At 50.7% G+C, this 22,827-nt stretch carries 23 protein-coding genes and 2 pseudogenes; 19 read left to right on the top strand and 6 right to left on the bottom strand.

What is annotated here, in order from left to right:
• The first annotated feature begins 15 nt into the window (after positions 1 to 15).
• The 10 genes from VV089_RS10610 (at position 16) to VV089_RS10565 (ending at position 6,618) form a co-directional block, all read left to right on the top strand.
• Positions 16 to 1,236 (top strand): phage major capsid protein, encoded by a 1,221-nt coding sequence (locus tag VV089_RS10610; protein ID WP_334335851.1) that lies wholly within the window; start codon positions 16 to 18, stop codon positions 1,234 to 1,236.
• Positions 1,237 to 1,282: 46 nt separating this feature from the next.
• Positions 1,283 to 1,558, top strand: coding sequence for a head-tail connector protein (locus VV089_RS10605; protein ID WP_334335850.1), 276 nt, complete (start codon positions 1,283 to 1,285; stop codon positions 1,556 to 1,558).
• Complete coding sequence (locus VV089_RS10600) at positions 1,558 to 1,899, top strand: phage head closure protein (RefSeq protein WP_334335849.1); 342 nt, start codon at positions 1,558 to 1,560, stop codon at positions 1,897 to 1,899. The genes VV089_RS10605 and VV089_RS10600 overlap by 1 nt, the downstream gene beginning before the upstream one ends.
• 2 nt (positions 1,900 to 1,901) lie before the next feature.
• Positions 1,902 to 2,282 (top strand): HK97 gp10 family phage protein, encoded by a 381-nt coding sequence (locus VV089_RS10595; RefSeq protein WP_334335848.1) that lies wholly within the window; start codon positions 1,902 to 1,904, stop codon positions 2,280 to 2,282.
• A gap of 3 nt (positions 2,283 to 2,285) precedes the next feature.
• Positions 2,286 to 2,624, top strand: a complete 339-nt coding sequence (locus VV089_RS10590; RefSeq protein WP_334335847.1) for a hypothetical protein — start codon at positions 2,286 to 2,288, stop codon at positions 2,622 to 2,624.
• Positions 2,608 to 3,237, top strand: coding sequence for a major tail protein (locus VV089_RS10585; RefSeq protein ID WP_334335846.1), 630 nt, complete (start codon positions 2,608 to 2,610; stop codon positions 3,235 to 3,237). The genes VV089_RS10590 and VV089_RS10585 overlap by 17 nt, the downstream gene beginning before the upstream one ends.
• Before the next feature lie 3 nt (positions 3,238 to 3,240).
• Entirely contained in the window at positions 3,241 to 3,618 is a 378-nt protein-coding gene (locus tag VV089_RS10580) for a hypothetical protein (RefSeq protein WP_334335845.1), read from the top strand.
• Positions 3,615 to 3,782 carry a hypothetical protein gene (locus VV089_RS10575; RefSeq protein ID WP_334335844.1) on the top strand — a complete coding sequence of 56 codons (168 nt, stop codon included), beginning with the start codon at positions 3,615 to 3,617 and terminating at the stop codon, positions 3,780 to 3,782. The genes VV089_RS10580 and VV089_RS10575 overlap by 4 nt, the downstream gene beginning before the upstream one ends.
• Before the next feature lie 201 nt (positions 3,783 to 3,983).
• The gene (locus tag VV089_RS10570; RefSeq protein ID WP_334335843.1) at positions 3,984 to 4,238 is read left to right on the top strand and encodes a hypothetical protein; all 255 of its coding nucleotides are present in this window, start codon (positions 3,984 to 3,986) and stop codon (positions 4,236 to 4,238) included.
• A 106-nt stretch (positions 4,239 to 4,344) separates the two neighbouring features.
• Positions 4,345 to 6,618, top strand: a complete 2,274-nt coding sequence (locus tag VV089_RS10565; RefSeq protein WP_334335842.1) for a phage tail tape measure protein — start codon at positions 4,345 to 4,347, stop codon at positions 6,616 to 6,618.
• Positions 6,619 to 6,757: 139 nt separating this feature from the next.
• Here the strand turns inward: VV089_RS10565 and VV089_RS10560 are convergent, their stop codons facing one another.
• From VV089_RS10560 to VV089_RS10550, 3 genes and pseudogenes are all read right to left on the bottom strand, one after another.
• Entirely contained in the window at positions 6,758 to 7,210 is a 453-nt protein-coding gene (locus tag VV089_RS10560) for a hypothetical protein (protein ID WP_334335841.1), read from the bottom strand.
• Between the two features lie 10 nt (positions 7,211 to 7,220).
• Complete coding sequence (locus tag VV089_RS10555; RefSeq protein ID WP_334335840.1) at positions 7,221 to 8,039, bottom strand: ExeA family protein; 819 nt, start codon at positions 8,037 to 8,039, stop codon at positions 7,221 to 7,223.
• Positions 8,040 to 8,606: pseudogene (locus tag VV089_RS10550) on the bottom strand (integrase core domain-containing protein); the annotation flags it as partial.
• A gap of 292 nt (positions 8,607 to 8,898) precedes the next feature.
• Between VV089_RS10550 and VV089_RS10545 the strand changes: the two are divergent.
• Genes VV089_RS10545 through VV089_RS10535 form a run of 3 tightly spaced genes read left to right on the top strand, consistent with a single transcriptional unit; the run spans position 8,899 to position 11,993 of the window.
• On the top strand, positions 8,899 to 10,017 hold the full coding sequence (locus VV089_RS10545) for a tyrosine-type recombinase/integrase (RefSeq protein ID WP_334335802.1): 1,119 nt from the start codon (positions 8,899 to 8,901) through the stop codon (positions 10,015 to 10,017).
• Positions 10,010 to 10,963 carry a tyrosine-type recombinase/integrase gene (locus tag VV089_RS10540; protein WP_172543525.1) on the top strand — a complete coding sequence of 318 codons (954 nt, stop codon included), beginning with the start codon at positions 10,010 to 10,012 and terminating at the stop codon, positions 10,961 to 10,963. The genes VV089_RS10545 and VV089_RS10540 overlap by 8 nt, the downstream gene beginning before the upstream one ends.
• Positions 10,953 to 11,993 (top strand): tyrosine-type recombinase/integrase, encoded by a 1,041-nt coding sequence (locus VV089_RS10535; protein WP_334335801.1) that lies wholly within the window; start codon positions 10,953 to 10,955, stop codon positions 11,991 to 11,993. The genes VV089_RS10540 and VV089_RS10535 overlap by 11 nt, the downstream gene beginning before the upstream one ends.
• A 91-nt stretch (positions 11,994 to 12,084) precedes the next feature.
• Here VV089_RS10535 and VV089_RS10530 read toward each other — a convergent pair.
• Positions 12,085 to 12,615 (bottom strand): annotated as a pseudogene (locus VV089_RS10530) (helix-turn-helix domain-containing protein); the annotation flags it as partial.
• 133 nt (positions 12,616 to 12,748) lie between these two features.
• Here VV089_RS10530 and tnpA point away from each other — a divergent pair.
• Entirely contained in the window at positions 12,749 to 13,174 is a 426-nt protein-coding gene (gene tnpA / locus VV089_RS10525) for an IS200/IS605 family transposase (RefSeq protein ID WP_334335838.1), read from the top strand.
• 340 nt (positions 13,175 to 13,514) lie between these two features.
• Here tnpA and VV089_RS10520 read toward each other — a convergent pair whose 3' ends face one another.
• Positions 13,515 to 14,036 carry a DUF6431 domain-containing protein gene (locus VV089_RS10520; RefSeq protein ID WP_334335837.1) on the bottom strand — a complete coding sequence of 174 codons (522 nt, stop codon included), beginning with the start codon at positions 14,034 to 14,036 and terminating at the stop codon, positions 13,515 to 13,517.
• A gap of 262 nt (positions 14,037 to 14,298) precedes the next feature.
• Between VV089_RS10520 and VV089_RS10515 the strand changes: the two genes are divergently transcribed.
• From VV089_RS10515 to ftsH, 3 genes are all read left to right on the top strand, one after another.
• A complete protein-coding gene (locus VV089_RS10515; RefSeq protein ID WP_016223867.1) occupies positions 14,299 to 14,502 on the top strand; it encodes a helix-turn-helix domain-containing protein in 204 nt (67 codons plus the stop codon).
• Positions 14,503 to 15,399: 897 nt separating this feature from the next.
• On the top strand, positions 15,400 to 15,537 hold the full coding sequence (locus VV089_RS10510; RefSeq protein WP_172544631.1) for a hypothetical protein: 138 nt from the start codon (positions 15,400 to 15,402) through the stop codon (positions 15,535 to 15,537).
• Between the two features lie 99 nt (positions 15,538 to 15,636).
• Positions 15,637 to 17,481, top strand: a complete 1,845-nt coding sequence (gene ftsH / locus VV089_RS10505) for an ATP-dependent zinc metalloprotease FtsH (RefSeq protein WP_334335836.1) — start codon at positions 15,637 to 15,639, stop codon at positions 17,479 to 17,481.
• A 90-nt stretch (positions 17,482 to 17,571) separates the two neighbouring features.
• Here the strand turns inward: ftsH and VV089_RS10500 are convergent, their stop codons facing one another.
• Positions 17,572 to 19,221 carry a L,D-transpeptidase family protein gene (locus VV089_RS10500; protein ID WP_334335835.1) on the bottom strand — a complete coding sequence of 550 codons (1,650 nt, stop codon included), beginning with the start codon at positions 19,219 to 19,221 and terminating at the stop codon, positions 17,572 to 17,574.
• A 245-nt stretch (positions 19,222 to 19,466) separates the two neighbouring features.
• On the opposite strand from VV089_RS10500, the gene gltX reads away from it, so the two are divergent.
• Complete coding sequence (gene gltX / locus VV089_RS10495) at positions 19,467 to 20,921, top strand: glutamate--tRNA ligase (RefSeq protein WP_334335834.1); 1,455 nt, start codon at positions 19,467 to 19,469, stop codon at positions 20,919 to 20,921.
• Positions 20,922 to 20,953: 32 nt separating this feature from the next.
• Positions 20,954 to 22,783, top strand: a complete 1,830-nt coding sequence (locus VV089_RS10490; protein ID WP_334335833.1) for an ATP-dependent helicase — start codon at positions 20,954 to 20,956, stop codon at positions 22,781 to 22,783.
• Positions 22,784 to 22,827: the final 44 nt, after the last annotated feature.

Here is a 22,827-nt window from a genome sequence, read left to right as displayed (position 1 = left end):
AAGGAGGATTTCATTATGACGATTCTGGAACTGCGTGAGAAACGCGCAAAGGCATGGGAGGCGGCAAAGGCATTTTTGGATTCCCACAGGAAGGAGAACGGCGTCCTTTCCGCAGAGGATGACGCCGCATACACGAAGATGGAGCAGGAGATCACCGACCTTGGGAAGGAGATCGCAAGGCTGGAGCGGCAGGAGGCGCTTGACGCGGAGCTGAACCGCCCGGTCAACAAGCCCCTCACAGGAAAACCCATGAACGGTAAGCTTGAGGATGACGGCGAGGGGAAGACGGGGCGCGCTTCTGATGAGTACAAGAAGAATTTCTGGAACGCCATGCGCTCCAAGTCTCCGGTGCCGAATGTCACCAATGCCCTGCAGATCGGCACGGATACCGAGGGCGGCTACCTTGTGCCGGATGAATTTGAGAACACGCTGGTGGAGGCACTGGAGGAGGAGAACATCTTCCGCCAGATGGCAAAGATCATCCAGACCTCCAGCGGTGACCGCAAGATTCCCGTAGTGGCAACCAAGGGTACGGCATCGTGGATGGATGAGGAGGGGGCATATCCGGAAAGCGATGACTCCTTCGGGCAGGTTTCCATCGGCGCTTACAAGCTGGGCACCATGATCAAGGTCTCCGAGGAATTGTTAAATGACAGCGTCTTTGACCTGCAGTCCTATATTACCAGGGAATTTGCCCGCCGTATCGGCTCCAAGGAAGAGGAGGCGTTCTTTACGGGGAACGGCACCGGGAAGCCGCTGGGCATCCTTGCGGCCACGGGCGGCGCAGAGACCGGCATCACTGCGGCATCCGCTACGGCGGTCACTGCCGATGAGCTGATCGACCTTTATTACAGCCTGAGATCCCCGTACCGCAGGAATGCCGTGTGGACGCTGAACGATTCCACGGTCAAGGCAATCCGCAAGCTGAAGGACGGCAACGGGCAGTACCTGTGGCAGCCGGGCATCACGGCGGGCGCACCCGACATGATCCTCGGCCGGCCGGTCAGGACTTCCACCTATATGCCGGAAATCGCCGCAGGGGCAAAGACCATCGCTTTCGGTGACTTCTCCTATTACTGGATTGCCGACAGACAGGGGCGCAGCTTCAAGCGCCTGAACGAGCTGTTTGCGGCAACGGGGCAGGTGGGCTTCCTTGCTTCACAGCGTGTGGACGGCAAGCTGGTGCTGCCGGAGGCAGTGAAGGTGCTGGCACAGAAAGCAGCCTCCGGTTCATAAAAAGGGAGACAGTTATTGAAATTTTAAGGGAAGGGGGGCGGCAGGCATGGTGGTGACGCTTGAAGAAATGAAGAACTACCTCCGTGTGGATTATGATGATGACGATTCCCTCATCGGGCATCTTCTGCATTCGGCTGAAAAAATCTGCAGGGACATCATCCGCACGGATGACAGGAATGTGCTGGAAAAGGATGGGAATGCAAAGACGGCTGTCCTGTATGCTGCGGCTTACCTCTACGAACACCGGGAGGAAGCTGACCACCACGCCATGATGATGACGCTGCGGGCGCTCCTTTCCGGCAGCCGGAAGGAGGCGTTCTGATGGAGGTTTCCCTTTTGAATGTCCGCATCACCTTCCAGAAGAATGGTGTGGCGGTGGACGGCATCGGCAACCATAAGAACACATGGGCGGATTATTATTCCTGCCATGCCACGGCAGGCGGCGAGGCAGGGAAGCAGACCAGTGAAGTAGATGTGGCAGGGACCGTGGCGGATGAATCGGATATTTCGTTCACAGTAAGGTACTGTAAAAAGGCATCTGTGATTGATTCCACTGGATACCGTGTGGTGTTTGGCGGCGGGATTTACGACATCGTTGCCGTTGACCACATGAATTATAAAAAGAAATGCATCAAATTCAAATGCAGGAAAGCGAGGCGGTGACGATGGCGAACGGCGTATCTATCGACCGGATGGCGGAGGAGATCATGAAAGGTCTGACGGAATATGCGGACCTTGCCACGGAGGATGTGAAAAAGGCGGTGAAGAAAGCCGGGACTGCGGTGCGGAAGGATATTGAAGCCAACGCGCCGAAGGACACCGGGAAGTATGCAAAGTCATGGACGGTGAAGACCAGGTCGGAAACTTCCAATTCGCTGGAGGTGACGGTGCATTCCAGGAACCGCTACCAACTGACGCACCTTTTGGAACACGGCCACGCCAAGAGGGGAGGCGGGCGCGTCCCGGCAAAGCCGCATATCGCGGCGGCGGAGCAGGCCGGCATAGAGCAGCTTGAAAAAGAGATACAGAAAGCATTGGAGGGATAGGCTTTGGAAACATTGATAGCCATTTTGAAAGAGACCGGCATCCCCTTCGCCTATGACCATTTTGCGGAGGGCGAATCGCCGGAGCCGCCGTTTGTCTGCTACCTCCTGCCGCAGAGCGACAATTTCGCCGCTGACGGCATGGTGTACTTCAAGGCGAGTGGCGTGAAGATAGAATTATACACTGACACCAAGGACCTGTCGGTGGAAAAGAAGCTGGAGGACGCGCTGGATAGGCGGCACATCTTCTACAACAAATCGGAGGTCTGGATTGACAGCGAGAAGCTGTACGAGGTCCTCTACCAATTCGATATGGAGGTGGTTTGCGATGCCGAAGAAGAATAAAGTGAAATTTAATATCTGCAATGTGCATTACGCGCTGCTGACGCTGGGGACGGACGGGGCGGTGTCCTTCGGCACGCCTGTTGCGATGCCCGGCGCAGTTTCCCTTTCCCTGGACCCCAACGGCGAGCCAAGCAATTTCTATGCGGACGGGTACGCCTATTACACGGTCAGCAACAACATGGGCTACGAGGGCGACCTGGAGCTTGCCATGGTGCCGGAGAGCTTCCGCACCGACGTGCTGAAGGAGGCCCTGGATGAGAACAAGGTGCTTTTAGAGAACGCCAATGCGGAAACGGAGAACTTCGCCCTGCTGTTCGAGTTTGACGGCGATGTCCGGAAAATCCGCCATGTGCTGTACAACTGCTCGGCGGCGCGCCCGACCATTGAGTCCCAGACCAACGAGGAGGAGATCGAGGTGCAGACCGAGACGCTGTCCATCACGGCAGCGCCTTTGGCGAGCGGCTATGTGAAGGCAAAGACCGGGGACAGCACCACGGACGAGGTCTACCAGAACTGGTACAAGAGCGTGTACCTGCCGGATGCGGCATCAGGAGGCACTTCCGGCGGTGGTACAGAAAATGGCGGCACAACTGATACGGAAGGGGAGGGATAATCCATGAGCATGAAACAGAATATCGAGATTGACGGGAAGCAGGTGCCTTTCAGGGCATCCGCAGCCATCCCGCGGATTTACCGGATGAAGTTCCACCGGGACATATACAAAGACCTGCGTTCCCTTGAGAAGTCCATCGGTGACGGGGATGAGGAAAGCTCCAACCTGGATTTGTTTTCACTGGAGATGTTTGAGAACATCGCCTATGTGATGGCGAAACACGCAGACCCCAGTATCCCGGACAGCCCGGAGGAATGGCTGGATGAATTCAACACCTTTTCCATCTACCAGGTGCTTCCGAAGCTGATACAGCTATGGGGGCTGAACGTGCAGACGGATGTCCAGTCTAAAAAAAACTTCGCCCGACTGACCGGGAAATGACCACGCCGCTGTTCCTGCTCCGGTGCGTACAGCTTGGGCTTTCCATCCGTGACCTTGACCTTCTAACCATCGGCATGGTCAATGATATGTTCGCGGAGAGCAGGAACGACGAATACAAGGGCTATAAGGAAATCGCTACCCAGGAGGATTTCGACAAATTTTGATTATTGAAAATATACAGCAACAACGTTATAATTAAATAAATGATTTTTATGAATGTGTCGTAAAAATTGTTCTCCAACCTTGAGGATTGATTAAATGCAGGGATAATCCAGTAAGTTTATTGCCGGGTTCAGCTAAGAAGGTGACAGAGTGTCCGCTATCTCGTGCGTAATCAGACATATGGAGTCAAGGGGAAAGGAGAAATGCTCGTGGCTAAGAAAAAAGGAGTGTCATCAAAGACACACACGCAGCAGCAGCTTAATGATTATGCAAATCAGAACAATCCAAACAACAAAGCTTACAAAGCCAGAATGTCGAACGACAGGATGACGAAAAAGGTATCCCGTAAGCAGGATGCAAAACGCCAGGCAAAGCGTCAGGCTGAGTTTGAAGCAGAACATGGTGTGCTGTACCCTCTTGATTGGATGTGCTACAGCAATCCATATGATTTTGACTAATCATTGTAAGCGGACAAGGGAAGCATCTATCAGAAATGGTAGGTGCTTTTCTTATGCTCGGAGAAATCCGGGCTTTTTTGTTGCTCAAAAGTAGGAGGTGTCCGCCGTGGCGAACAGAATCAAGGGTATCACTGTTGAGATCGGCGGGGATACCACCAAGCTGCAGACTGCCTTAAAAGGCGTCAATTCTTCCATCCGGGATACGCAGTCGCAGCTTAAGGATGTGGAGAAACTCTTAAAATTAGACCCCGGCAACACGGAGTTGCTGGCGCAGAAGCACCGGCTTTTGGGAGAGGCAGTGGCGGGGACAAAGGAAAAGCTGGAAACCTTAAAGACCGCCGCAGAGCAGGCAAACACGGCTCTTGCCAACGGGGAAATTTCGCAGGACCAGTACGATGCCCTCCAGAGGGAGATCATCGAAACGGAAAACAATCTGCGTGATTTAGAGCGGCAGGCAGGGCAGTCCGCCGTGGCATTGCAGAAAATCTCCGCCACGGGGGAAAAGTTAAAGACCGTGGGGGATAACATTTCCTCCGCAGGACAGAAACTGCTCCCCGTCACGGCGGGCGTTACGGCTTTGGGGACAGCGGCAGTCAGCACGGCGGCAAATTTTGAGTCGTCCATGTCGCAGGTGCAGGCGACCATGGGAATCACGAAGGATGCCATGTCCACGGTCAACGGCGAGAGCGTCAATACGATGGATACACTTTCCGCACTGGCAAAGAAGATGGGCAGCGAGACGGCCTTTTCCGCTTCGGAGTGCGCGGAGGCTCTGAACTACCTTGCCCTCGCCGGATACGACACGCAGCAGATGTGCGACACGCTCCCTACCGTCTTAAACCTTGCGGCGGCGGGCGGCATTGACCTTGCAGCGGCGTCGGACATGGTGACGGACGCCATGTCCGCCCTGGGCATGGGCGTGGATGAGGCGGGGACGATGGTGGACCAGATGGCGAAGACCGCCTCATCCACCAACACATCCGTGGCGCAGCTTGGCGAGGGCATCCTTACCATCGGCGCAACCGCAAAGACCGTGAATGGCGGCACTGCGGAGCTGAACACGGCCCTCGGCATCCTCGCCAACAACGGCATCAAAGGGGCGGAGGGCGGCACACATCTGCGTAACGTCATCCTTTCCCTGCAGAACCCGACCGACAAGGCGGATGCCTGCATGGAGCAGCTTGGCTTGGATGTTTATGATTCTGAGGGGAATATGCGCTCCCTCAATGACATCCTGGGTGACCTGAACACAAGCATGGACGGCATGACGGCGGCGGAGAAGAGCAACATCATCGGGCAGATTTTCAACAAGACCGACCTATCCTCCGTGAACGCCCTGCTTGCCAATACCGGGACCACCTGGGATGAGCTGCAGCAGTCCATCATCGACAGCGGCGGCGCGGCACAGCAGATGGCGGACACACAGCTTGACAACCTGCAGGGGCAGCTCACTATTTTAAAGTCAGCCTTGGAAGGGCTGGCTATTTCTTTTGGGGAGCTTCTGCTGCCCGCCATCAAAATGATTGTCGGATGGGTACAGCAGTTCGTAGACTGGCTGAACGGCATGGACGAGGGGACGAAGAAAGTCATCACCACGGTCGCATTGCTGGCGGCTGCTCTGGGACCCGTGCTGATCGTCGTCGGGAAAGTGGTGTCTGCGGTCGGCACGATTATGACCATAGTGCCGAAGGTGGCGGGAGTGATTAACACAGTCAAGACCGCATTTGCCGCTTTAAACACCACCATGCTTGCCAATCCTATCTTCTTAATCATAGCGGCGATTACGGCTTTAGTGGCGGCGTTCATCTATCTGTGGAATACGAATGAGGATTTCCGGCAGTTCTGGATCAACCTCTGGGAGAATGTGAAGGAGGTCGCCATTGCCGTATGGGAGGCAATCAAAAACTTCTTTGCGGCGGAATGGGAGGCTATTTCCTCCACGGCGCAGGCTGTGTGGAACGGGATCAAGGATTTCTTTTCCGGGCTGTGGGAAGGGATAAAAACCATCTTCAGCACAGTGGTGGAAGTGATTAAAGCCATCATCACTACCTATTTCAATATTTACAAAACCATCATCACTACAGTTTTAAATGCGATAAAGACGGTATTCACGACCATATGGAACGGGATAAAGACCGTGGTCACCACGGTGGTGACGGCAATCCAGACCTTTATCACCACGGCATGGAATGCCATCAAAAATACAGTCACAACCGTCCTGAATGCGATAAAGACGGTCATCACCACGGTGTGGAACGGAATCAAAACCGCCGTTACGACAGTGGTAAATGCCATAAAGACAGTGATTTCTACCGTATGGAACGGGATAAAGAACACGGTCAGCACCGTGGTGTTGTTCTTCAGATTAAAAGAGCATTAGATTTGCAGATTATATTAGCAGGAAAGTAATCTATGATAGATTTCCCGTCACATTGTGGGAACATGGTTTCGCACATTATTCGGAACTGAAAATACCCCTATGCAAATTAATTGCGCAGGGGTATCTCTTCCTGAAAGGATCAGAATGGAAGTTCCTCTTCCTCTGTCAGTGGTTCAGGATATTTATAACGCAGGTACGCATACAGCAGATCTCTCTCTTTCAGAAAATCTATGAGAGTGAGGATCTCACAGCCCAGAAAGGTCTGTGCATCCCGGAGGTACTTTTTTGTCTCATCAAAAGAGCCATGGTCAGAGCGTCTGTCTGTATAAAAGTTAAACAGCTCCCTGTCCGAAGGCTCCCGTAAATCGAGAGGTTCCCTGACGGTGACCCACCGTGCCGTCCGATGCCATTCGATGAAGTCAAAAAAGGTACCATCTTCATGGGTGACCTGTTCCGGATTCTCATAGGGGCTGTTTCCAGCTTCCACCCAGGAACGCAGTTCCCCAAGTTCCAGCCAGCCAAGTGTCCCGGCATAGGCATCCTCCACCGCCTTAAGTTCCCGCTGCAGGGCTTTCCTTTTTATCTTATCCATAAGCGGCCTCCTATCCCAGTTCACAGTCGTTTATGGCCTGCATGACTGTGTCGGCATCCACCAGATCCAGCTTTTTTGCATCTGCACACAGCAGGCTCTGGCAGCAGAGGCGGTTAAGCACACGGGGCGTGCCGTCCGAAGCGTTCAGGATGGCCTCGGTGGCTCCTTCATCAAAGACGGCATGGCTGCATCCCGCCCCGTCAAGCTTTGCCCGGATGAAAGTCCTCCCCTCATCTTTCGTCATGCCCTCCATGTGGAAGTTCATCACGAGCCTCTGGCGCAGAGGCTCGTGGACGGACAGGCGCAGGGTATTGTTCAGCTGCCCCAGGCCGCACAAAAGGATCACGGCCCGGTCCCTGGAATCCATCTCGAAGTTAAACAGGAGTTTTAAGTCATTCAGGATTGCATTGCCTATATAATTCGCTTCATCAATAATGATGACGGGGGTCTTTTTCTTCTCCAGGCACAGCCGGCTGACTTCCTCCTGTATGGAACGGAAGTTATCCGGCTTGCGGAAGGAGGGCTGCCCGCCCAGGGATTCCACGAGGCTGCGGTAGAAATCCGAAACGGTGAGCGTGGAGAGGCAGGAATAGACCACCTTGTAGAGGGAAGGGTTCAGTGCTGCCGCCCAGTTTCTCACGGCAGTGGTCTTGCCCCGCCCCGGCCCGCCCGTGAGCAGGCCGAAGCCCTTTGTCTTAGCCAGATAGGAAAGGCGGAAGAGGGATTCCCGGTACTGGGCCGTCTCCACCAGGATCTCTTTGGAATTCTTCAGGAAAGGGTTGAATTCCAGCCCGAAACGCAAAACCTCCATGGAATGTCCTTTTTCCATTTATCCCTCACCCCCTTCGGAAAGGAGGAGTTTTTCCCGCTTCACGGAAGCGTTCTCCTGCTTGTTCAAGAGCCTTACCGGGAGCAGGGTGCCGTCCGCCTCTGCCACATAGACCTCGTCCATGCCCGGAGAGCAGCGCAGCCGTATCCTCTGCCTGGCAAAGCGCATGTCCACCTCATACTCCACGTTCCCGATGGTGACCACACTGTCTGCGGATACCCTGCGCTCCAGTTCCAGGAGGAAATCCGTTTTCATCTTTTCTTCCGGGAGACGGCGTACCTTTTCCGGCTCGGAGAAGAAACGTTCCTGAGGGGTGCTCCCCTTAAGGGAGGAATGGGCGGAAAGGTTGTAGCCTCGGACGTAGGCGCACAGGCTTCCGGAAAGGGCCTCCAGGGAAGGGAAATCCCGCATATCCAGGGAGGCCATCCACTGGTCCTTCATGGTCCGGAACCATCTCTCTACCTTGGCCTTGGCTGTCGGGGTATAGGGTCTGCAGTAATTAATGGTGGTTCCGATGCGGGCGGCCAGCAGTTCCATCTGTTTGTTCTTATAGGCGCTGCCGTTATCGACACTATCACGATATCGTGATAGTTTCGACTATACCGATGTTTTGACTATTCCGACATATGTCAAATCTGCTTGAAATATATGATTCTTTGCTGAGAAATATCGGAATAGTTTTTATGGTCAGTTAATGGTTTCTATGCCATACTTTCCACGAAAGGAGGTGTGGCTTATGGATAGAAGCACACTAAAGCTAACTGAACTTACGGATGCTATTCTTTCTCAAATGGATGCATCCGGGTTCATGGAATCAACAAGGGGGTTTTATGTAACCCTCTTCAGGAGGCTCTGCCGCATGGCGAAAGAAAGGGGGGATAATTACTATACTATTGAGTTGGGTCAGGCCTTTATAGGCGACCAGTCCCATGTGGTCCCAGAAAATACGGAGCGTTATCATCACGAGCGGACTGTTGCATATAAGAGATGCATAAAGCTTGTTGAGTCTTACCTGGCAACAGGCACTGTTGATTGGACCCCCGCATTACATTGTGCGGCTTTTCCCGTTGAATCCGATGCGCTTCGAACCAGCTTCTTAAAGTTCCTCTCGGAGCTGACGAACCGGGAACTTAAGCCGAATACGATTGATGGATACCGCAGGTTCACCTACTACTTTATTGAATATCTGGAGGGAAAAGGATATAGATCCCTTGCTGACGTTAAACGTGGTGATATCGCAGCTTTTATATCCGTCATATGCAGCGAACGTTACCAGGCAACCAGTCTCGGGGCGCATATGCCAGGCTTGAAACTGTTCCTCTCCATGTTTGGGGAAACAGAACCATTTCTGCCCGAAATACCTGGGCATTTGCCAAAAAAGCGTGACATACTCAAGGTATACAGTGATGATGAATACAACAGGATCATCGCCCATCTTGACGAGGCAGAAGGCCTGTCGTTCCGAAATAAAGCGATAACGATACTGGCCATGAATACAGGCTTAAGGGCGGTGGACATCTGTGCGGTCAGGCTGCGGGACATTGACTGGGAACATGGCATCATCCATATCGTGCAGCAGAAGACGGGAAGGACCCATGATATCCCATTGACAGAGGCCATTGGAAATGCGCTTGTCGACTGCCTTCTGAATGAACGGCCTGTGTCAGACCTGGATTTCGTTTTTCTCAGGTCCGTCGCTCCCCATGGCCCCTTGATGAGCCATGCGGGAATCCGGAACATCCTGTTCAACGTGGTCAATGATTCTGACATTGAAGCCAAAGGGCGGAGCTATGGAACCCGGATCACCCGCCACAGCACTGCTTCGCGCATGCTCAGGAACGGAGTGCCGCTTCCTGTCATATCAGAAGCCCTTGGCCATGGAAATAAGGACAGCGTGATGATATACATAACGACGGATAATGCCAAACTTGCGGAATGCACACTTCCCCTTCCGAGAGGAGGTGCATGCCATGGATAGCCGTACACTTAGGGAAAACGCCACGGAGTTTATCAATTACAAGCGTTCCATAGGCTATGCCTATGAGGCGCAGGAGTACCTGCTGAACCGATATGTCCAGTTCGCTGGGGCAAGGACGTCTTCACCTGTACCCGTTAAGGACACAACGGATGAATTCCTTTCCTCATTAACCGGCTCCCCGGGTACGCTGTACCAGATGGCAGCTGTCCTCCGGGAATTCAGCAGATACCTGCTGGCACGCGGATTTAAGGAGTCTTATGTGATTCCGCCCAAAACGGCATCCCAGCCTACTGCGGAGAATCCGTATTTCTTCACGGAAAAAGAGGTCGATGCGTTCTTTGAAAAGCTCGATGCCATTAAGCCCAATAGTTCTTTCAGGGGAAGGGAAATAGTTCTGCCTGCATTGTTTCGGCTGCTTTATTGCTGCGGGCTGCGGTGCAAGGAAGTACGCACGCTCCTTCGCGTCAACGTGCATACGCAGGATCATTATATCGATGTCATCCAGTCAAAGGGCCCGAAGAGCCGCAGGATTTTTATAAGCCATGAGCTGGCTGGATACCTGGCTGATTACGATGTGCGTATAGGCATCCTTTTTCCTGGCAGGGAATACTATTTCCCAAGCAGTACGGGAGGCTGTTACTCATCACTGTTTGTTTCCAGCAATTTCAGACGTTTTTGGCTGGAAGCGTTCCCGGATTTTGAAATGGCGACACGGCCGAGGGCCTATGACTTCCGCCACCATTTCGCATGGTCCAACCTCAACCGCTGGGCTGCGGAGGGGCTGGACCTGAATGTGATGCTTCCTTACCTTATGAGGTATATGGGGCATCAAAGCGTGAGCGGGACGCTTTACTATTTTCATTTTGTCCCTGAGTTCTTCCCTACATACAAAAGCATGACAGACGCCCTTGAAGATGTCATCCCGGAGGTATCCTATGAAGAATAAGAAAGATGCCTCCAAAAACAGTGCCGTGTTCTGGCAAATGGCGAAGGATTACGTGGACCACAGGCTGCCGGAGATCAGAAAGTCCAGCCCGAATACAGTAAAAGCTTACCGGGACAGTCTGAACAAGTACGTTGATTACCTTGAATCCGAGAAAAAAATAAGGAGGACGGATATCTGCTTCTCTGATTTCAATAAGCAGAACATCACCGACTTCCTTGATTGGATGCTTAATGCGAAAAAATATGCTTATAAAACCTGCAACCTGCGCATCACGGCGATACATGCCCTGCTGGAGTATGCCGCAAATGAGAACAGCACTGACCTGATGGCCCTCTACCTTGAAGCATGCACTGTAAAAGGGTTGAAAGTCACGGCAAACCCCATTGAGTATTTCGAAAGCTATCAAATGAAGGCCCTCCTGGCAGCCCCTGATGGAAAAACAACAACCGGGAGACGCAACCAGATGATGCTTATTTTGTACTATGACACAGCAGCCAGGATATCTGAACTTCTGGAGATGACAGTCAGCCAGCTCCACCTTGATGCCGATATTGCTTACCTGACAATCCTTGGAAAAGGAAGGAAGTACCGCAACATACCACTGATGGATAAGACAGTCAGACATTTAAGAAGTTATCTCCATGCCTTTCACAGGGATACCACTGCAGACTGTCCCCTGTTCTATGCAAGGTCACATGGCAGGATACATCCATTGTCCCATGATACAGTGGAAACCATGATAAGAAGGTATTGCAAGGTTTGCGTTGAAAACGGCACATCCATGCCAGGACAGCCGCATTGCCATATGATAAGAAAAACACGGGCCATGGACCTGTATAAAAACGGCATGCCCCTTGCCCATATCCAGCAGCTTTTAGGACATGAAAGCATGTCAACCACTTCCGGTTTCTATGCCTTTGCGACGATAGAAACCCTTTCAAAGTCTATGTCCGCAACGAATCAAGAAGACACAGGGGCAGGGAAAAAGTGGGATGACCGGGGCATCCTTGAGAAAATCTACTCTCTGTAAATGTAAAAAACTATTCCGACATTTCTGAACCTGAATGACCTGATTCACTCATTCCGGCTCAAAATGTCGGAATAGTCAAAACATCGGTATAGTCGAAATTGAACATCCTGGGCACGCCGTACTTTGCCACAGCGCTTTTCATCACTGACATGAGGTTTACGAAGGTATCCTCGAAGAACACCCCTGCCCCGGTGACAAGGCGGCTTGCGTCATCGATCAGGGCGATCACATATACCCTGCGTTTCCTGCCGTCTGCTGTCCTGAGGTACGGCCCGACGCTGGAATCCCCACACCAGACTTCGTTCACATGGGGGCGTTCATAGCGCCGCATATCCTGGACGGGCGTACTTCCTGCTTCCAGGGCGAGCCGGTTCACATACCTGTTCACAGTGGACTCGGAGACTTCGCCGCCTTTTATGCTGCCGTCCTCCTTTAACTGCCGGAAAATGGCGGCTGCACCCATGCGGGGACAGCGTCCTTTCAGATATGAGATTTTTTCTTTCAGGTCATCGTCCAGCTTTCTGGATCTGCCGCAGTCGTTCCTCCCGGCAGGAAGCAGGGCGTCAAATCCCCCTTTCTGGTAGCTGAAATACCATTTGTAGAGTGTTTTGGGTGCATAATGAAATCGTATCTATATCCCCCATTTGAAATGGGGGCCGAGGCAAAGCCGTAGCGTTACCTAGAGTAAAAAAATCCTCCTATGTTACAATGATATTGGTTTCGCAGGCCATATCAAAACATAGGAGGTATCCAAAATGGATAATCAAAGTATACAACATACTCGTTGGAATTGCACGTATCATATAGTGTTTATTCCAAAATATCGTAGAAAAATTATGTATGGAGAAACAAAAAGAGACATAGTGGAAATTATTAAGAAACTATGTGAGATGAAACAGGTACAGTTAATCGATGGGAAAGTATGTGTGGATCATATTCACATGTATGTGGCGATACCGCCCAAAATGTGTGTTTCGGAATTTATGTCATACCTAAAAGGTAAAAGTACACTGATGTTGTTTGACAGACACCCAGAGTATCGAAGTAAATATGGGGATAGACATTTCTGGGCAAGAGGATATTACGTTTCAACAGTGGGAAATGTGAATGAAGAGACAGTACGCAGATACATTCAGGAACAAGAAGAGAATGATAAACTAGAGGACGGAAGAAAGCAGTGAGCCCTACATAGGAGGGCAACCAGAAATAATGGTACTGCGAAATCCCGCCTCTGGCGGAACCAGTAATAATCCCCGGAGGGGTAAAATCTAAACCCCCATTTGAAATGGGGGTTGCTAACTTTCCTGACCTCCCCGTCCGGATGCAGCAGTCCTTTTTGTGATGTTTTCTCCAGATAGTCCGCCAGATTCCGGTACCCTTCCGGCAGGCCGGGGATGAGCGGAGCGATGGCCGAATAGCGCATCAGCGCGATGGCATGTCTGTATTCCTGTTCCATTGATCTGAAACCTCCTTATGTTTTTATGTCATCATAAGGAAAAGGGGCATGGGAGTCACCCAAAGTTATGTAGGCGGCACAAAGAGGAGGTTCCTGGTATTTTTTATCTGCATGAACTGGCGTCCGAAAAGTCGGATGCAGGACTTAGTGAGGGCATGGGCGGGGGACAGCGGGAGACTTTCGCTTAAGAGACGCTGCCGCCAGAAACGGATATATAAGGACAGGATGTAAAAGACCTGGCTGGGAGAGAGTTCCGGGTTCGTATCCATCACCTCCCTGCCGTCCCTCCCATCTTCAAAGGAAGAAGCTATGGCGGCGTGGTCCGTGAGGAGGACCTGGGAGTAGGGGACGATGCCGGAGGGAAGGAGGGCATGGGTGGCATTGCAGAGGCTGCACTGCACCCTGCGTATGACAAGGGGGATCTTTCCCAGTGCTGTTTTTATGGAGCGGGTATAGGCCCCGTGCCCTGCGAGGCAGCCGCAGTGGCCGCAGGAACACTCCAGCTGGCAGATCTGGATGGAATCCATGGCATCATCATAAAATTCCTGTGAAATTTCGTTGCATTCTTCTGTGATTACTGTTATCATATCCTTGTCTGTGGCGGAACCGTCCGCCATGGTGTGAGTAAGGACAGGGACACAAACTTTGGTCGGTGAGAGTTCCTGTCCTTTTTTCTGCGTATCAGATAAAAGGATAGCACAAAAGGTATGGAGATGAAATAATCTGACGGAAAATATATCAGATTAAAATATCCCATACCTTATTTAATTTGGAGAAAAACTGAGGATTTTGGTTCAGATAAACTAACGAATAACAAACAGTTGCGGAAAGAATGGGAGAGATTGGAACATGAGGAACAAAAAGCTGATACCTTTTGAAGTAATCGAAAAAGCCGTTGCCGGAGAGCCGGAAGCGGTAGACGCAGTATTGCAGCACTACACCGCACACATCAAATACCTGTCTATGTATAAGGGGCATATCAATGACGACACACAGGACAGATTAAAGGCAAAACTGGTTGAAGCCATATTGAAATTCCGCTTCGACCGATAGGAAGTAGCAAAGACGTGAAAAGCTGTCAAGGGTAAACTTCGCGCTATGCGCCCTTGACAGCTTTTCCCGCCTTTGCTAATGGGCAGTCAAGAGGACGAAATCAGTAGACTGCTTTCGCCCTCAATCCAGTATGGAATGATTGTTACACGATAGAGGGTGTTTCTCGCTTGATTTAAGCGCATTACAGCGGCGATAAGGACAAGGGTAAGGGTTTTATACTCCTACCCTTAAAAACGGTGTTCTATTGCGTAACATAGTAAACAATATTTCTTTATACTGCCGTTTCCGTTCCATTCTTTTCCATTCTTGCAGCTCTGTCACTATATTGTGCTTCAAAGGAAAGGGGTTAGGGGAAAGGATAGGAAAGGAATAGATATTTGATTAAGTCTGTATTTGGTTTTTCTTTAGTTAGTTATATCTTTATTTAATTGCGTTGGATTTTCCGATGTCGGATAACCCGGTGTCGGAAAATCCAATATCGGATAATCCAACACCGGGAGTTGTTACGGTGTTCAAAATCCGTCTAATCCAATCGCTTTATAAAACTAATGCTTTCTTGGGTAGGTATGTTACGCAGTAGAGGTTAAAAAGTCCTTGATTTATGCGGCTTTCAGAGCATGGAAAACACTTAGACGATATTTTATATCCCTACCCTCAAAAACAGCGTTCTATTGCGTAACAAAAAGCAGAGAACCGACCACTAATGAAAGTGATGTGTTCTCTGTTCTTGCTTGCACCCTGTTTGTCAGCGTTGATGATAAGTTAGTTTCTATACTTCCTTATCACTGTAAAGCGATGATGTTGATGGCTTTTTTATTCCATGGTATATTTGAATTTGTTGTCAGCAGCTCCGCATAGATTTTTTGTGGCCTTGTATTTTCAAAAAGGAGATTTGCTATGTCAGAATTATTAAACAGTATTCGTCCTCGTATTGAATCATTGGGGATAGGCTTTCAATTTGTAAAAACAATCAAAACCGGTGCGGATGGAGCAGAACGGGAAACATGGCTTCTGGATGGTTTTTCAAAATTTTAGAATTGGTTTAGAATTCTTTCATTGACCTGTGAAGCAGTTAGTGATACACTGCCCTTTGACAAATGAAAACTTTTATGGTATTCGAAACAGGAGAATGATGTGAAAGAAGTAAAAAACCCTAAAAAACCATTTTTGTATTATTATGTGATTGTTGTACTGGTTATGATCCTTTTAAATACTTTGTTTATTCCCAGAGCTCTTGCGCCGAAGGTGAAGCAGGTAGGTTACGATACCTTTCTGGATATGATTGATTCCGGACAGATCAAAGAGGTTCAGGTGGAGGATAACCAGATTATTTTTTCGGATAAGGCGGAAGATACCAATTATTATAAGACCGGCGTTTTTTATGATCCTGGTCTGGTGAACCGGCTGCATGAGTCCGGGGTGGTCTTTGGAACTGAGATAGTAGAGGGGCCTTCGCCCCTGATGTCTTTTTTGGTTTCGCTGCTTCCCTTTGTGCTTATGATTGTTCTCGGACAGTTTCTCATGCGCAGCTTGAGTAAACGCATGGGCGGAGCTATGGGCAATGCGATGACCTTTGGTAAAAGCAATGCCAAGATTTATGTGGAATCCACTACAGGCATTAAGTTTACCGATGTGGCCGGGGAGGATGAGGCCAAGGAGATTCTGACGGAGATTGTGGATTTTCTGCATAATCCGGAGAAGTATGCGGAGATTGGCGCATCGATGCCCAAGGGCGCGCTGCTTGTGGGGCCACCGGGTACCGGTAAGACGCTGCTTGCAAAGGCGGTAGCCGGAGAGGCGGAGGTGCCGTTCTTTTCGATTTCCGGTTCGGAGTTTGTGGAGATGTTTGTAGGTATGGGTGCGGCCAAGGTTCGGGATTTGTTTAAGCAGGCCAATGAGAAGGCTCCCTGTATTGTGTTTATTGATGAGATTGATACGATTGGAAAGAAGCGTGACGGAGGCGGAATGGGCGGCAACGATGAGAGGGAGCAGACCTTGAATCAGCTGCTCACAGAGATGGACGGCTTTGACGGGCGAAAAGGCGTGATTATTCTGGCGGCGACCAACCGGCCGGAATCTCTGGATCCGGCGCTGCTGCGTCCGGGCCGCTTTGACCGGAGGGTTCCGGTGGAGCTTCCGGATCTAAAGGGCCGGGAGGATATTCTGAAGGTACACGCCAGGAAGGTTAAGCTTGCGGAGGATGTGGACTTCAATGCCATTGCCCGGGCGGCAGCAGGAGCCTCCGGCGCAGAGCTGGCCAATATGATCAACGAGGGCGCTCTCAGGGCCGTACGCCAGGGCAGAAAGTATGTGGTCCAAAGCGATCTGGAGGAGAGCGTTGAGGTCGTTATCGCAGGCTATCAGAAGAAAAATAAGGTGCTCTCCGACAAGGAGAAGCTGATTGTATCCTACCATGAGGTGGGACATGCCCTGGTGGCCGCACTGCAGAATCATTCAGCTCCGGTGCATAAGATTACGATTATTCCCCGTACCTCCGGCGCTCTGGGTTATACCATGCAGGTGGAGGAAGGGGAGCACAATCTAATGAGCCGGGAGGAAATTGAGAATAAGATTGCAACGTTTACCGGCGGCCGGGTGGCGGAGGAGCTGATCTTCCGTTCGGTTACTACGGGGGCTTCCAATGATATTGAACAAGCCACAAAGCTTGCCAGGGCCATGGTTGCCCGGTTTGGCATGGCAGAGGAATTCGATATGGTGGCCATGGAGACAGTGAACAACCAGTACTTAGGCGGAGACACTTCCCTGGCCTGCTCCAACGAGACGGCAGCATTGATTGATAAGAAGGTTGTGGCGATTGTGAAGGAGCAGCATGAAAAGGCCAGGAAGCTTTTGAATGAGAATCTGTCCAAGCTCCATGAGATTGCAAAATTCCTTTATGAGAAGGAGACGATTACAGGGGAAGAGTTTATGGAGATTCTGGATGGGAAACCGCAGTTTTTGGATGCAGGAAAAGAATAAGAGCCATTGACGTTATGTTGTAAAATGAAAAGGGGCTGCCGCAAAATACGACAGCCCCTTTTTGATCTTGTGAAGAGTAAGGCTCTGCATTTACTGCGCGGCTTCCTCAACAGGCGCTTCTTCCTGCTGCACAGGCTCAGGGGGAGCCTCTTCCTGCGGAAGATCCTCTTGGGGCGTATCTTCTGTTACGGCGTTCTCCGGGTTGTCCGGATCTATGGGCATCTCTGCTTCCGGAACATATTCTGTGCCAGGCAGGTAGTAGCAGATAACGGGCGTTCCCTTTTCGATATGCCCGTATATTTCTTTTGCAGCGGAATAGGGCAGATTGATGCAGCCGTGGGAACCGTTTGTAAGGTAAATATCTTTCCCGAAGTCCCTTCTCCAGGTGGCGTCGTGCATGCCGATGTTATTGTTAAAGGGCATCCAGTAGGATACGGGTGTCCGGTAGGTTTCTCCTGTCAGTGTGGCATCGCGCTGCTTATAGGTAAGTCCGAAGATACCGCCGGGAGTGGTATAGCCGCGGGATACATTACCGGATACGAAATCAGATTCCAGAATCATCTGCCCGTCCTTGTAGAGGAAGAGATGCTGGGCTGACAGGTTGATCTCTACATAAGTGTCGCCGTAATCCGGTGTATCGTAGGAGGCTGCCGTCTGCCTGTAGACGGGAGTCCGTTCGCCGCTTTTTCCCTGTTCAATCATTTCCGTCAGTTCCGCCGTTTCCTGCTCGGTATCCATCCACCAGCCGTAATCGCCGTTTTTGATGGTGATTTCCGTGCCGTAGCTGGTCCGGAAGGTCCGGGGGTGGAAAATCGTGTCGTACTTTTTCTTAAGAGAGGATACGTATTCCCCTACCTGTTCCTTATCAAGGGTAACCTGGGTGCCTTCTGTATCAAGCCAGCTGCTGATGGTACTGCCGTCAAGGATTTCCTTCTGGCTTCCGAAGGTATAGGTGATGGTAGTCTCCGCATAGCTTTGGAGCTGAGCAAAGGTGTTCTTAAGGGCTTCGTTTTCTACGGTGATCTCTGGTTCCTCATAGCAGCCGGCCTCGTCCAGGTTCACCTCTTCGGCCAGTTCTGCCACAGCCGTCCCTATGGTTTCCAGGGTTTTGCTGTGATTCAGCTTGTTTCCCGGAACCTCCTCTACCATCTGGAACCCCTTTTCGGGTTCATAATCCGTTATGTATGCATCCTCCGGCGCCGTGACGAAATCTTTGTCAAATCCCTTAAGATTTTTTATCTCTGCTTCCAGGGAAGCTGCGTCGTAATCAATAAGATCTGCTATCTCGTGGGTATTTTCCTGGTTTAGAAACCACAGCCAGTTGTTCTGAGACTTTAGTATCTCTTGAATAGGCTCTGTGGAGGAATAGGAAAGTCCGATATCCGCTCCTAAGATTTCCTCTTCCAGTGTGGTTCCGTCTGCCTGGCGCTGCAGAACCCGGAGGCTGTAATCCTGTATCTGGGCTTCTAAGTCTGCAATGGTCATTTTGGACACATCCACCTGATCGATTACAGTGCCGTTTACAAAGTGATTCTGATAATAGAAGGCGCCGGCAAGATAGGCGATCAGAAGGCAGAGCAGAGGCGCGCATAGAAGAAAGGGCAGGATGGGGCGGCGCTTCTTCGGTTCTTCAAAGGAAGCTTCCTCTGATATGGTGTTTTCTGCCTGTTGGGACTCTTTTGTCTGTATATCTGCTTTTGTCAGCTTATTATCTTCTGTCAAATTTGTTTCTGTGTTCATAAGCTTTACTTGTCCTTTTTAAATTTGATTCTATTTACTAGTATACAGATTTTTTGTAAAAAGGCAACCGAAGAAGCAAAATTGAAAAATTGCCGGCAGTTTTCCCTTGTAAAAAGTGCTTTACTTTTTCGTGCTGTCACCCAGCGGCTGCAAATAGGAAAATATAGCTTGTAAACGATTTGGGTTTATTATATAATTTGCAGAGTGGTTTTTGATTTTTTATAGAAGCAGATAGGAGAGAGATTATGGAAAAGGTTCGGACAAGATTTGCGCCCAGCCCCACAGGCCGGATGCATGTGGGGAATTTAAGGACGGCGTTGTATGCATATTTGATTGCAAAGCATGAGGGAGGCGATTTTCTCCTTCGGATTGAGGATACGGATCAGGAGCGCCTGGTGGAGGGAGCGGTGGATATTATTTACCGGACTCTTGAGAAGGCTGGGCTTAAGCACGATGAGGGGCCGGATAAGGACGGAGGAGTTGGCCCCTATGTCCAGAGTGAGCGGCAGGCGGCTGGAATTTATCTGGAATACGCCAGGAAGCTGATTGAAAAAGGCGAGGCTTATTACTGCTTCTGCGATAAGGAACGCCTGGAATCCCTGAAAACCGAAGTGGCGGGCAAGGAGATTGTGATCTATGATAAGCATTGCCTTTCTCTGAGCAAAGAAGAGGTGGAGGAGAAGCTGGCAGCCGGTATTCCCTATGTAATCCGCCAGAATAATCCCACAGAGGGGACGACCACTTTCCAGGATGATATTTACGGCGCCATCAGCGTGGACAATGCGGAACTGGATGATATGATTCTCATTAAGTCGGACGGCTACCCCACCTACAATTTTGCAAATGTGGTGGATGACCATCTCATGGGAATTACCCATGTAGTCCGGGGAAATGAGTATCTTTCCTCTTCGCCGAAGTATAACCGGCTCTATGAGGCCTTTGGCTGGGAGGTTCCCACCTATGTGCACTGTCCGCTGATTACGGACGAAGAGCATAAGAAGCTGTCTAAGCGCTGCGGTCATTGCTCCTTTGAGGATCTGCTGGAACAGGGCTTTCTGCCGGAGACGATTATTAACTTTGTGGCTCTGCTTGGCTGGAGTCCGGAGGAGGATCGGGAGATCTACAGCCTGGAAGAGCTGGTTAAGGTTTTTGATTACCGTCATATGAGCAAGGCTCCTTCTGTGTTTGATTACACCAAGCTGAAATGGATGAACGGCGAGTATCTCAAGGCCATGGATTTTGATGTGTTCTATGAGATGGCTCTGCCTTATCTGAAGGAGGCAGTTACAAAAGACTATGATCTGAAAAAGATTGCGGCCATGGTGAAAACGAGAATTGAGGTGTTTCCGGATATTGCGGCCTTGGTTGATTTTTTTGAGGAGCTTCCGGAGTATGATACGGCCATGTATACCCACAAGAAGATGAAAACCTCTGCCGAGAGCTCTTTGGAGGTACTCCAGGAGCTGCTTCCCCTGCTGGAGGCACAGGAGGATTACAGCAATGATGCTTTGTACGCGCTGCTGACGGACTATGCAGCCAAGAAGGGATGCAAGAACGGCTATGTACTGTGGCCGGTGCGCACGGCTGTGTCCGGAAAGCAGATGACGCCCTGCGGCGCTACGGAGATGATGGAGATTGTGGGGAAAGAGGAATCCTTAAAGCGGATCCGCAGAGCCATCGAACTGTTAGAAAAAGTATAGAATGATTTGTTTTTTACGGAAAAGGTCTATTTATGAATCAATTATCCAATGCACAGCGTCGGGCCGCCTCTCATGTGGACGGCCCCATGCTGGTTCTGGCCGGGCCGGGAAGCGGTAAGACGACCGTGATTACCCGAAGAACCCGGTATCTCATTGAGGACTGTCATGTGAAGCCCTCGGAAATCCTGGTGATTACCTTTACAAAAGCAGCGGCAAAGGAAATGCGCGAGCGTTTCCTGCGGCAGACAAAGAGCGGCGGGACGAAGGTGTCTTTCGGAACCTTTCATGCGGTCTTTTTTCAGATCCTAAAGCTGGCCTACGGCTATGGGGCGGAAAATATTCTTCGGGAGGAGCAAAAATACCAGTTTCTGCGCGACAGTGTCCGCAAGGCGAACCTGGAGCTTGATGATGAGACAGAGTTCCTGTCCGACGCAGCGGCGGAAATCAGCCGGGTGAAGAACGAGCGCTGCGATTTGAACACCTATCATGCGTCTGTCTGCAATTCTGCTGTTTTCAAGAAGATTTATGACGATTATGATAACCGCCTGCGCAGAAACAATCTTATTGATTTTGATGATATGCTGGTGTACTGCTATGAGCTCCTTCGGGAACGGCCGGATATCTTAGGGGCCTGGCAGAGGAAGTACCGCTATATCCTGGTGGATGAGTTCCAGGATATCAATCAGCTTCAGTATGATATTGTGCGGCTTCTGGCTGCGCCGGAGGATAATCTGTTTATTGTGGGGGATGACGACCAGTCTATCTATCGGTTCCGGGGAGCGAAGCCGCAGATTATGCTGAATTTTGAGAAGGATTATCCCAAGGCCCGTAAAGTGGTGCTGGATGCGAATTTTCGCTCTACAGCGGAGATTGTAAAGGGAGCCGGGAAGGTGATCGGGCATAACAAGGAGCGGTTTCCCAAGGAGATTTATGCGGCGAAGGGAGACGGATTTGACATTTTCACCCATGAGTTTTCCGGGCAGGAGGAGGAAAATGCCTGTATTGTAGATAAGATTAAGGCTTATGCGGCCAAGGGAGGGGCTTATTCGGATATTGCCGTTCTTTTTCGGACCAATACCCAGCCGCGGCTTCTGGTGGAGGAGCTGATGTCGGCAGGGATTCCTTTCCGTATGCGCGACCGGCTGCCGAATCTCTATGATCACTGGATTGTGAAGGATATATTTACTTATATCCGGCTGGCCCAGGGGAGCAGGAAGCGGAGTGATTTCCTGCAGATTATGAACCGGCCGAAGCGGTATATCGGGAGGGAATGCCTGGAAGAAGAGGAAATTGCCTGGGAGGTGCTTTTGTGCTGCTATGAGGAAAAGCCCTGGGTGGCAGAGCGGATTGAGAAGCTGCAGTCGGATCTGAAGATGATTGGGAGATTGAGTCCTTTTGGGGCGATCCATTATATTCGGAATATTGTGGGGTATGAGGAGTATCTTAGGGAGTATGCAGAGTATCGGAACCGGAAGGCGGAGGATCTTCTGGAGATTCTGGACGAGCTGCAGGCCCTTTCGAAGGGATTCCAGACTTTTGGGGAGTGGTCTGCCCATATTGAGGAGTATAAGAAGGAATTGGAACGGCAGGCGAAGGCGCAGGAGAGGGAGAGTAATAGTGTGTCTGTGGCTACCATGCACAGCAGTAAGGGGCTTGAGTACCGGATTGTGTTTATTCCGGATGCCAATGAAGGGGTGACGCCTCATAAGAGGGCGGTGCTTGATGAGGAGGTTGAGGAGGAGCGGCGGCTGTTTTATGTGGCTATGACAAGGGCGAAGGAGCTGTTGTATGTTTTTTCGGTGAAGAAGATGTATAACAGGAAGGGGGAACGGTCGCGGTTTTTGGAGGAGCTGCTGGAGTGAAGGGGACGGACGGGGATGAAGCCGAATAAGACAGCAGATTTTCC

This window comes from Candidatus Merdisoma sp. JLR.KK011 (assembly GCF_036941125.1).
Lineage (GTDB): Bacteria > Bacillota > Clostridia > Lachnospirales > Lachnospiraceae > Laedolimicola.
This window is presented reverse-complemented; position numbering and strand designations above follow the sequence as displayed.

Coding starts and splice junctions, on each gene's coding strand:
- VV089_RS10560 (WP_334335841.1), bottom strand. CDS start 7,210: ATGGATAAGATAAAAAGGAAAGCCCTGCAGCGGGAACTTAAGGCGGTG.
- VV089_RS10595 (WP_334335848.1), top strand. CDS start 1,902: ATGGCGAACGGCGTATCTATCGACCGGATGGCGGAGGAGATCATGAAA.
- VV089_RS10510 (WP_172544631.1), top strand. CDS start 15,400: ATGTCAGAATTATTAAACAGTATTCGTCCTCGTATTGAATCATTGGGG.
- VV089_RS10515 (WP_016223867.1), top strand. CDS start 14,299: ATGAGGAACAAAAAGCTGATACCTTTTGAAGTAATCGAAAAAGCCGTT.
- tnpA (WP_334335838.1), top strand. CDS start 12,749: ATGGATAATCAAAGTATACAACATACTCGTTGGAATTGCACGTATCAT.
- VV089_RS10580 (WP_334335845.1), top strand. CDS start 3,241: ATGAGCATGAAACAGAATATCGAGATTGACGGGAAGCAGGTGCCTTTC.
- VV089_RS10605 (WP_334335850.1), top strand. CDS start 1,283: ATGGTGGTGACGCTTGAAGAAATGAAGAACTACCTCCGTGTGGATTAT.
- gltX (WP_334335834.1), top strand. CDS start 19,467: ATGGAAAAGGTTCGGACAAGATTTGCGCCCAGCCCCACAGGCCGGATG.
- VV089_RS10555 (WP_334335840.1), bottom strand. CDS start 8,039: ATGGAAAAAGGACATTCCATGGAGGTTTTGCGTTTCGGGCTGGAATTC.
- VV089_RS10570 (WP_334335843.1), top strand. CDS start 3,984: ATGCTCGTGGCTAAGAAAAAAGGAGTGTCATCAAAGACACACACGCAG.
- VV089_RS10610 (WP_334335851.1), top strand. CDS start 16: ATGACGATTCTGGAACTGCGTGAGAAACGCGCAAAGGCATGGGAGGCG.
- VV089_RS10540 (WP_172543525.1), top strand. CDS start 10,010: ATGGATAGCCGTACACTTAGGGAAAACGCCACGGAGTTTATCAATTAC.
- VV089_RS10575 (WP_334335844.1), top strand. CDS start 3,615: ATGACCACGCCGCTGTTCCTGCTCCGGTGCGTACAGCTTGGGCTTTCC.
- VV089_RS10490 (WP_334335833.1), top strand. CDS start 20,954: ATGAATCAATTATCCAATGCACAGCGTCGGGCCGCCTCTCATGTGGAC.
- VV089_RS10600 (WP_334335849.1), top strand. CDS start 1,558: ATGGAGGTTTCCCTTTTGAATGTCCGCATCACCTTCCAGAAGAATGGT.
- VV089_RS10545 (WP_334335802.1), top strand. CDS start 8,899: ATGGCGAAAGAAAGGGGGGATAATTACTATACTATTGAGTTGGGTCAG.
- VV089_RS10520 (WP_334335837.1), bottom strand. CDS start 14,036: ATGATAACAGTAATCACAGAAGAATGCAACGAAATTTCACAGGAATTT.
- VV089_RS10585 (WP_334335846.1), top strand. CDS start 2,608: ATGCCGAAGAAGAATAAAGTGAAATTTAATATCTGCAATGTGCATTAC.
- VV089_RS10500 (WP_334335835.1), bottom strand. CDS start 19,221: ATGAACACAGAAACAAATTTGACAGAAGATAATAAGCTGACAAAAGCA.
- VV089_RS10535 (WP_334335801.1), top strand. CDS start 10,953: ATGAAGAATAAGAAAGATGCCTCCAAAAACAGTGCCGTGTTCTGGCAA.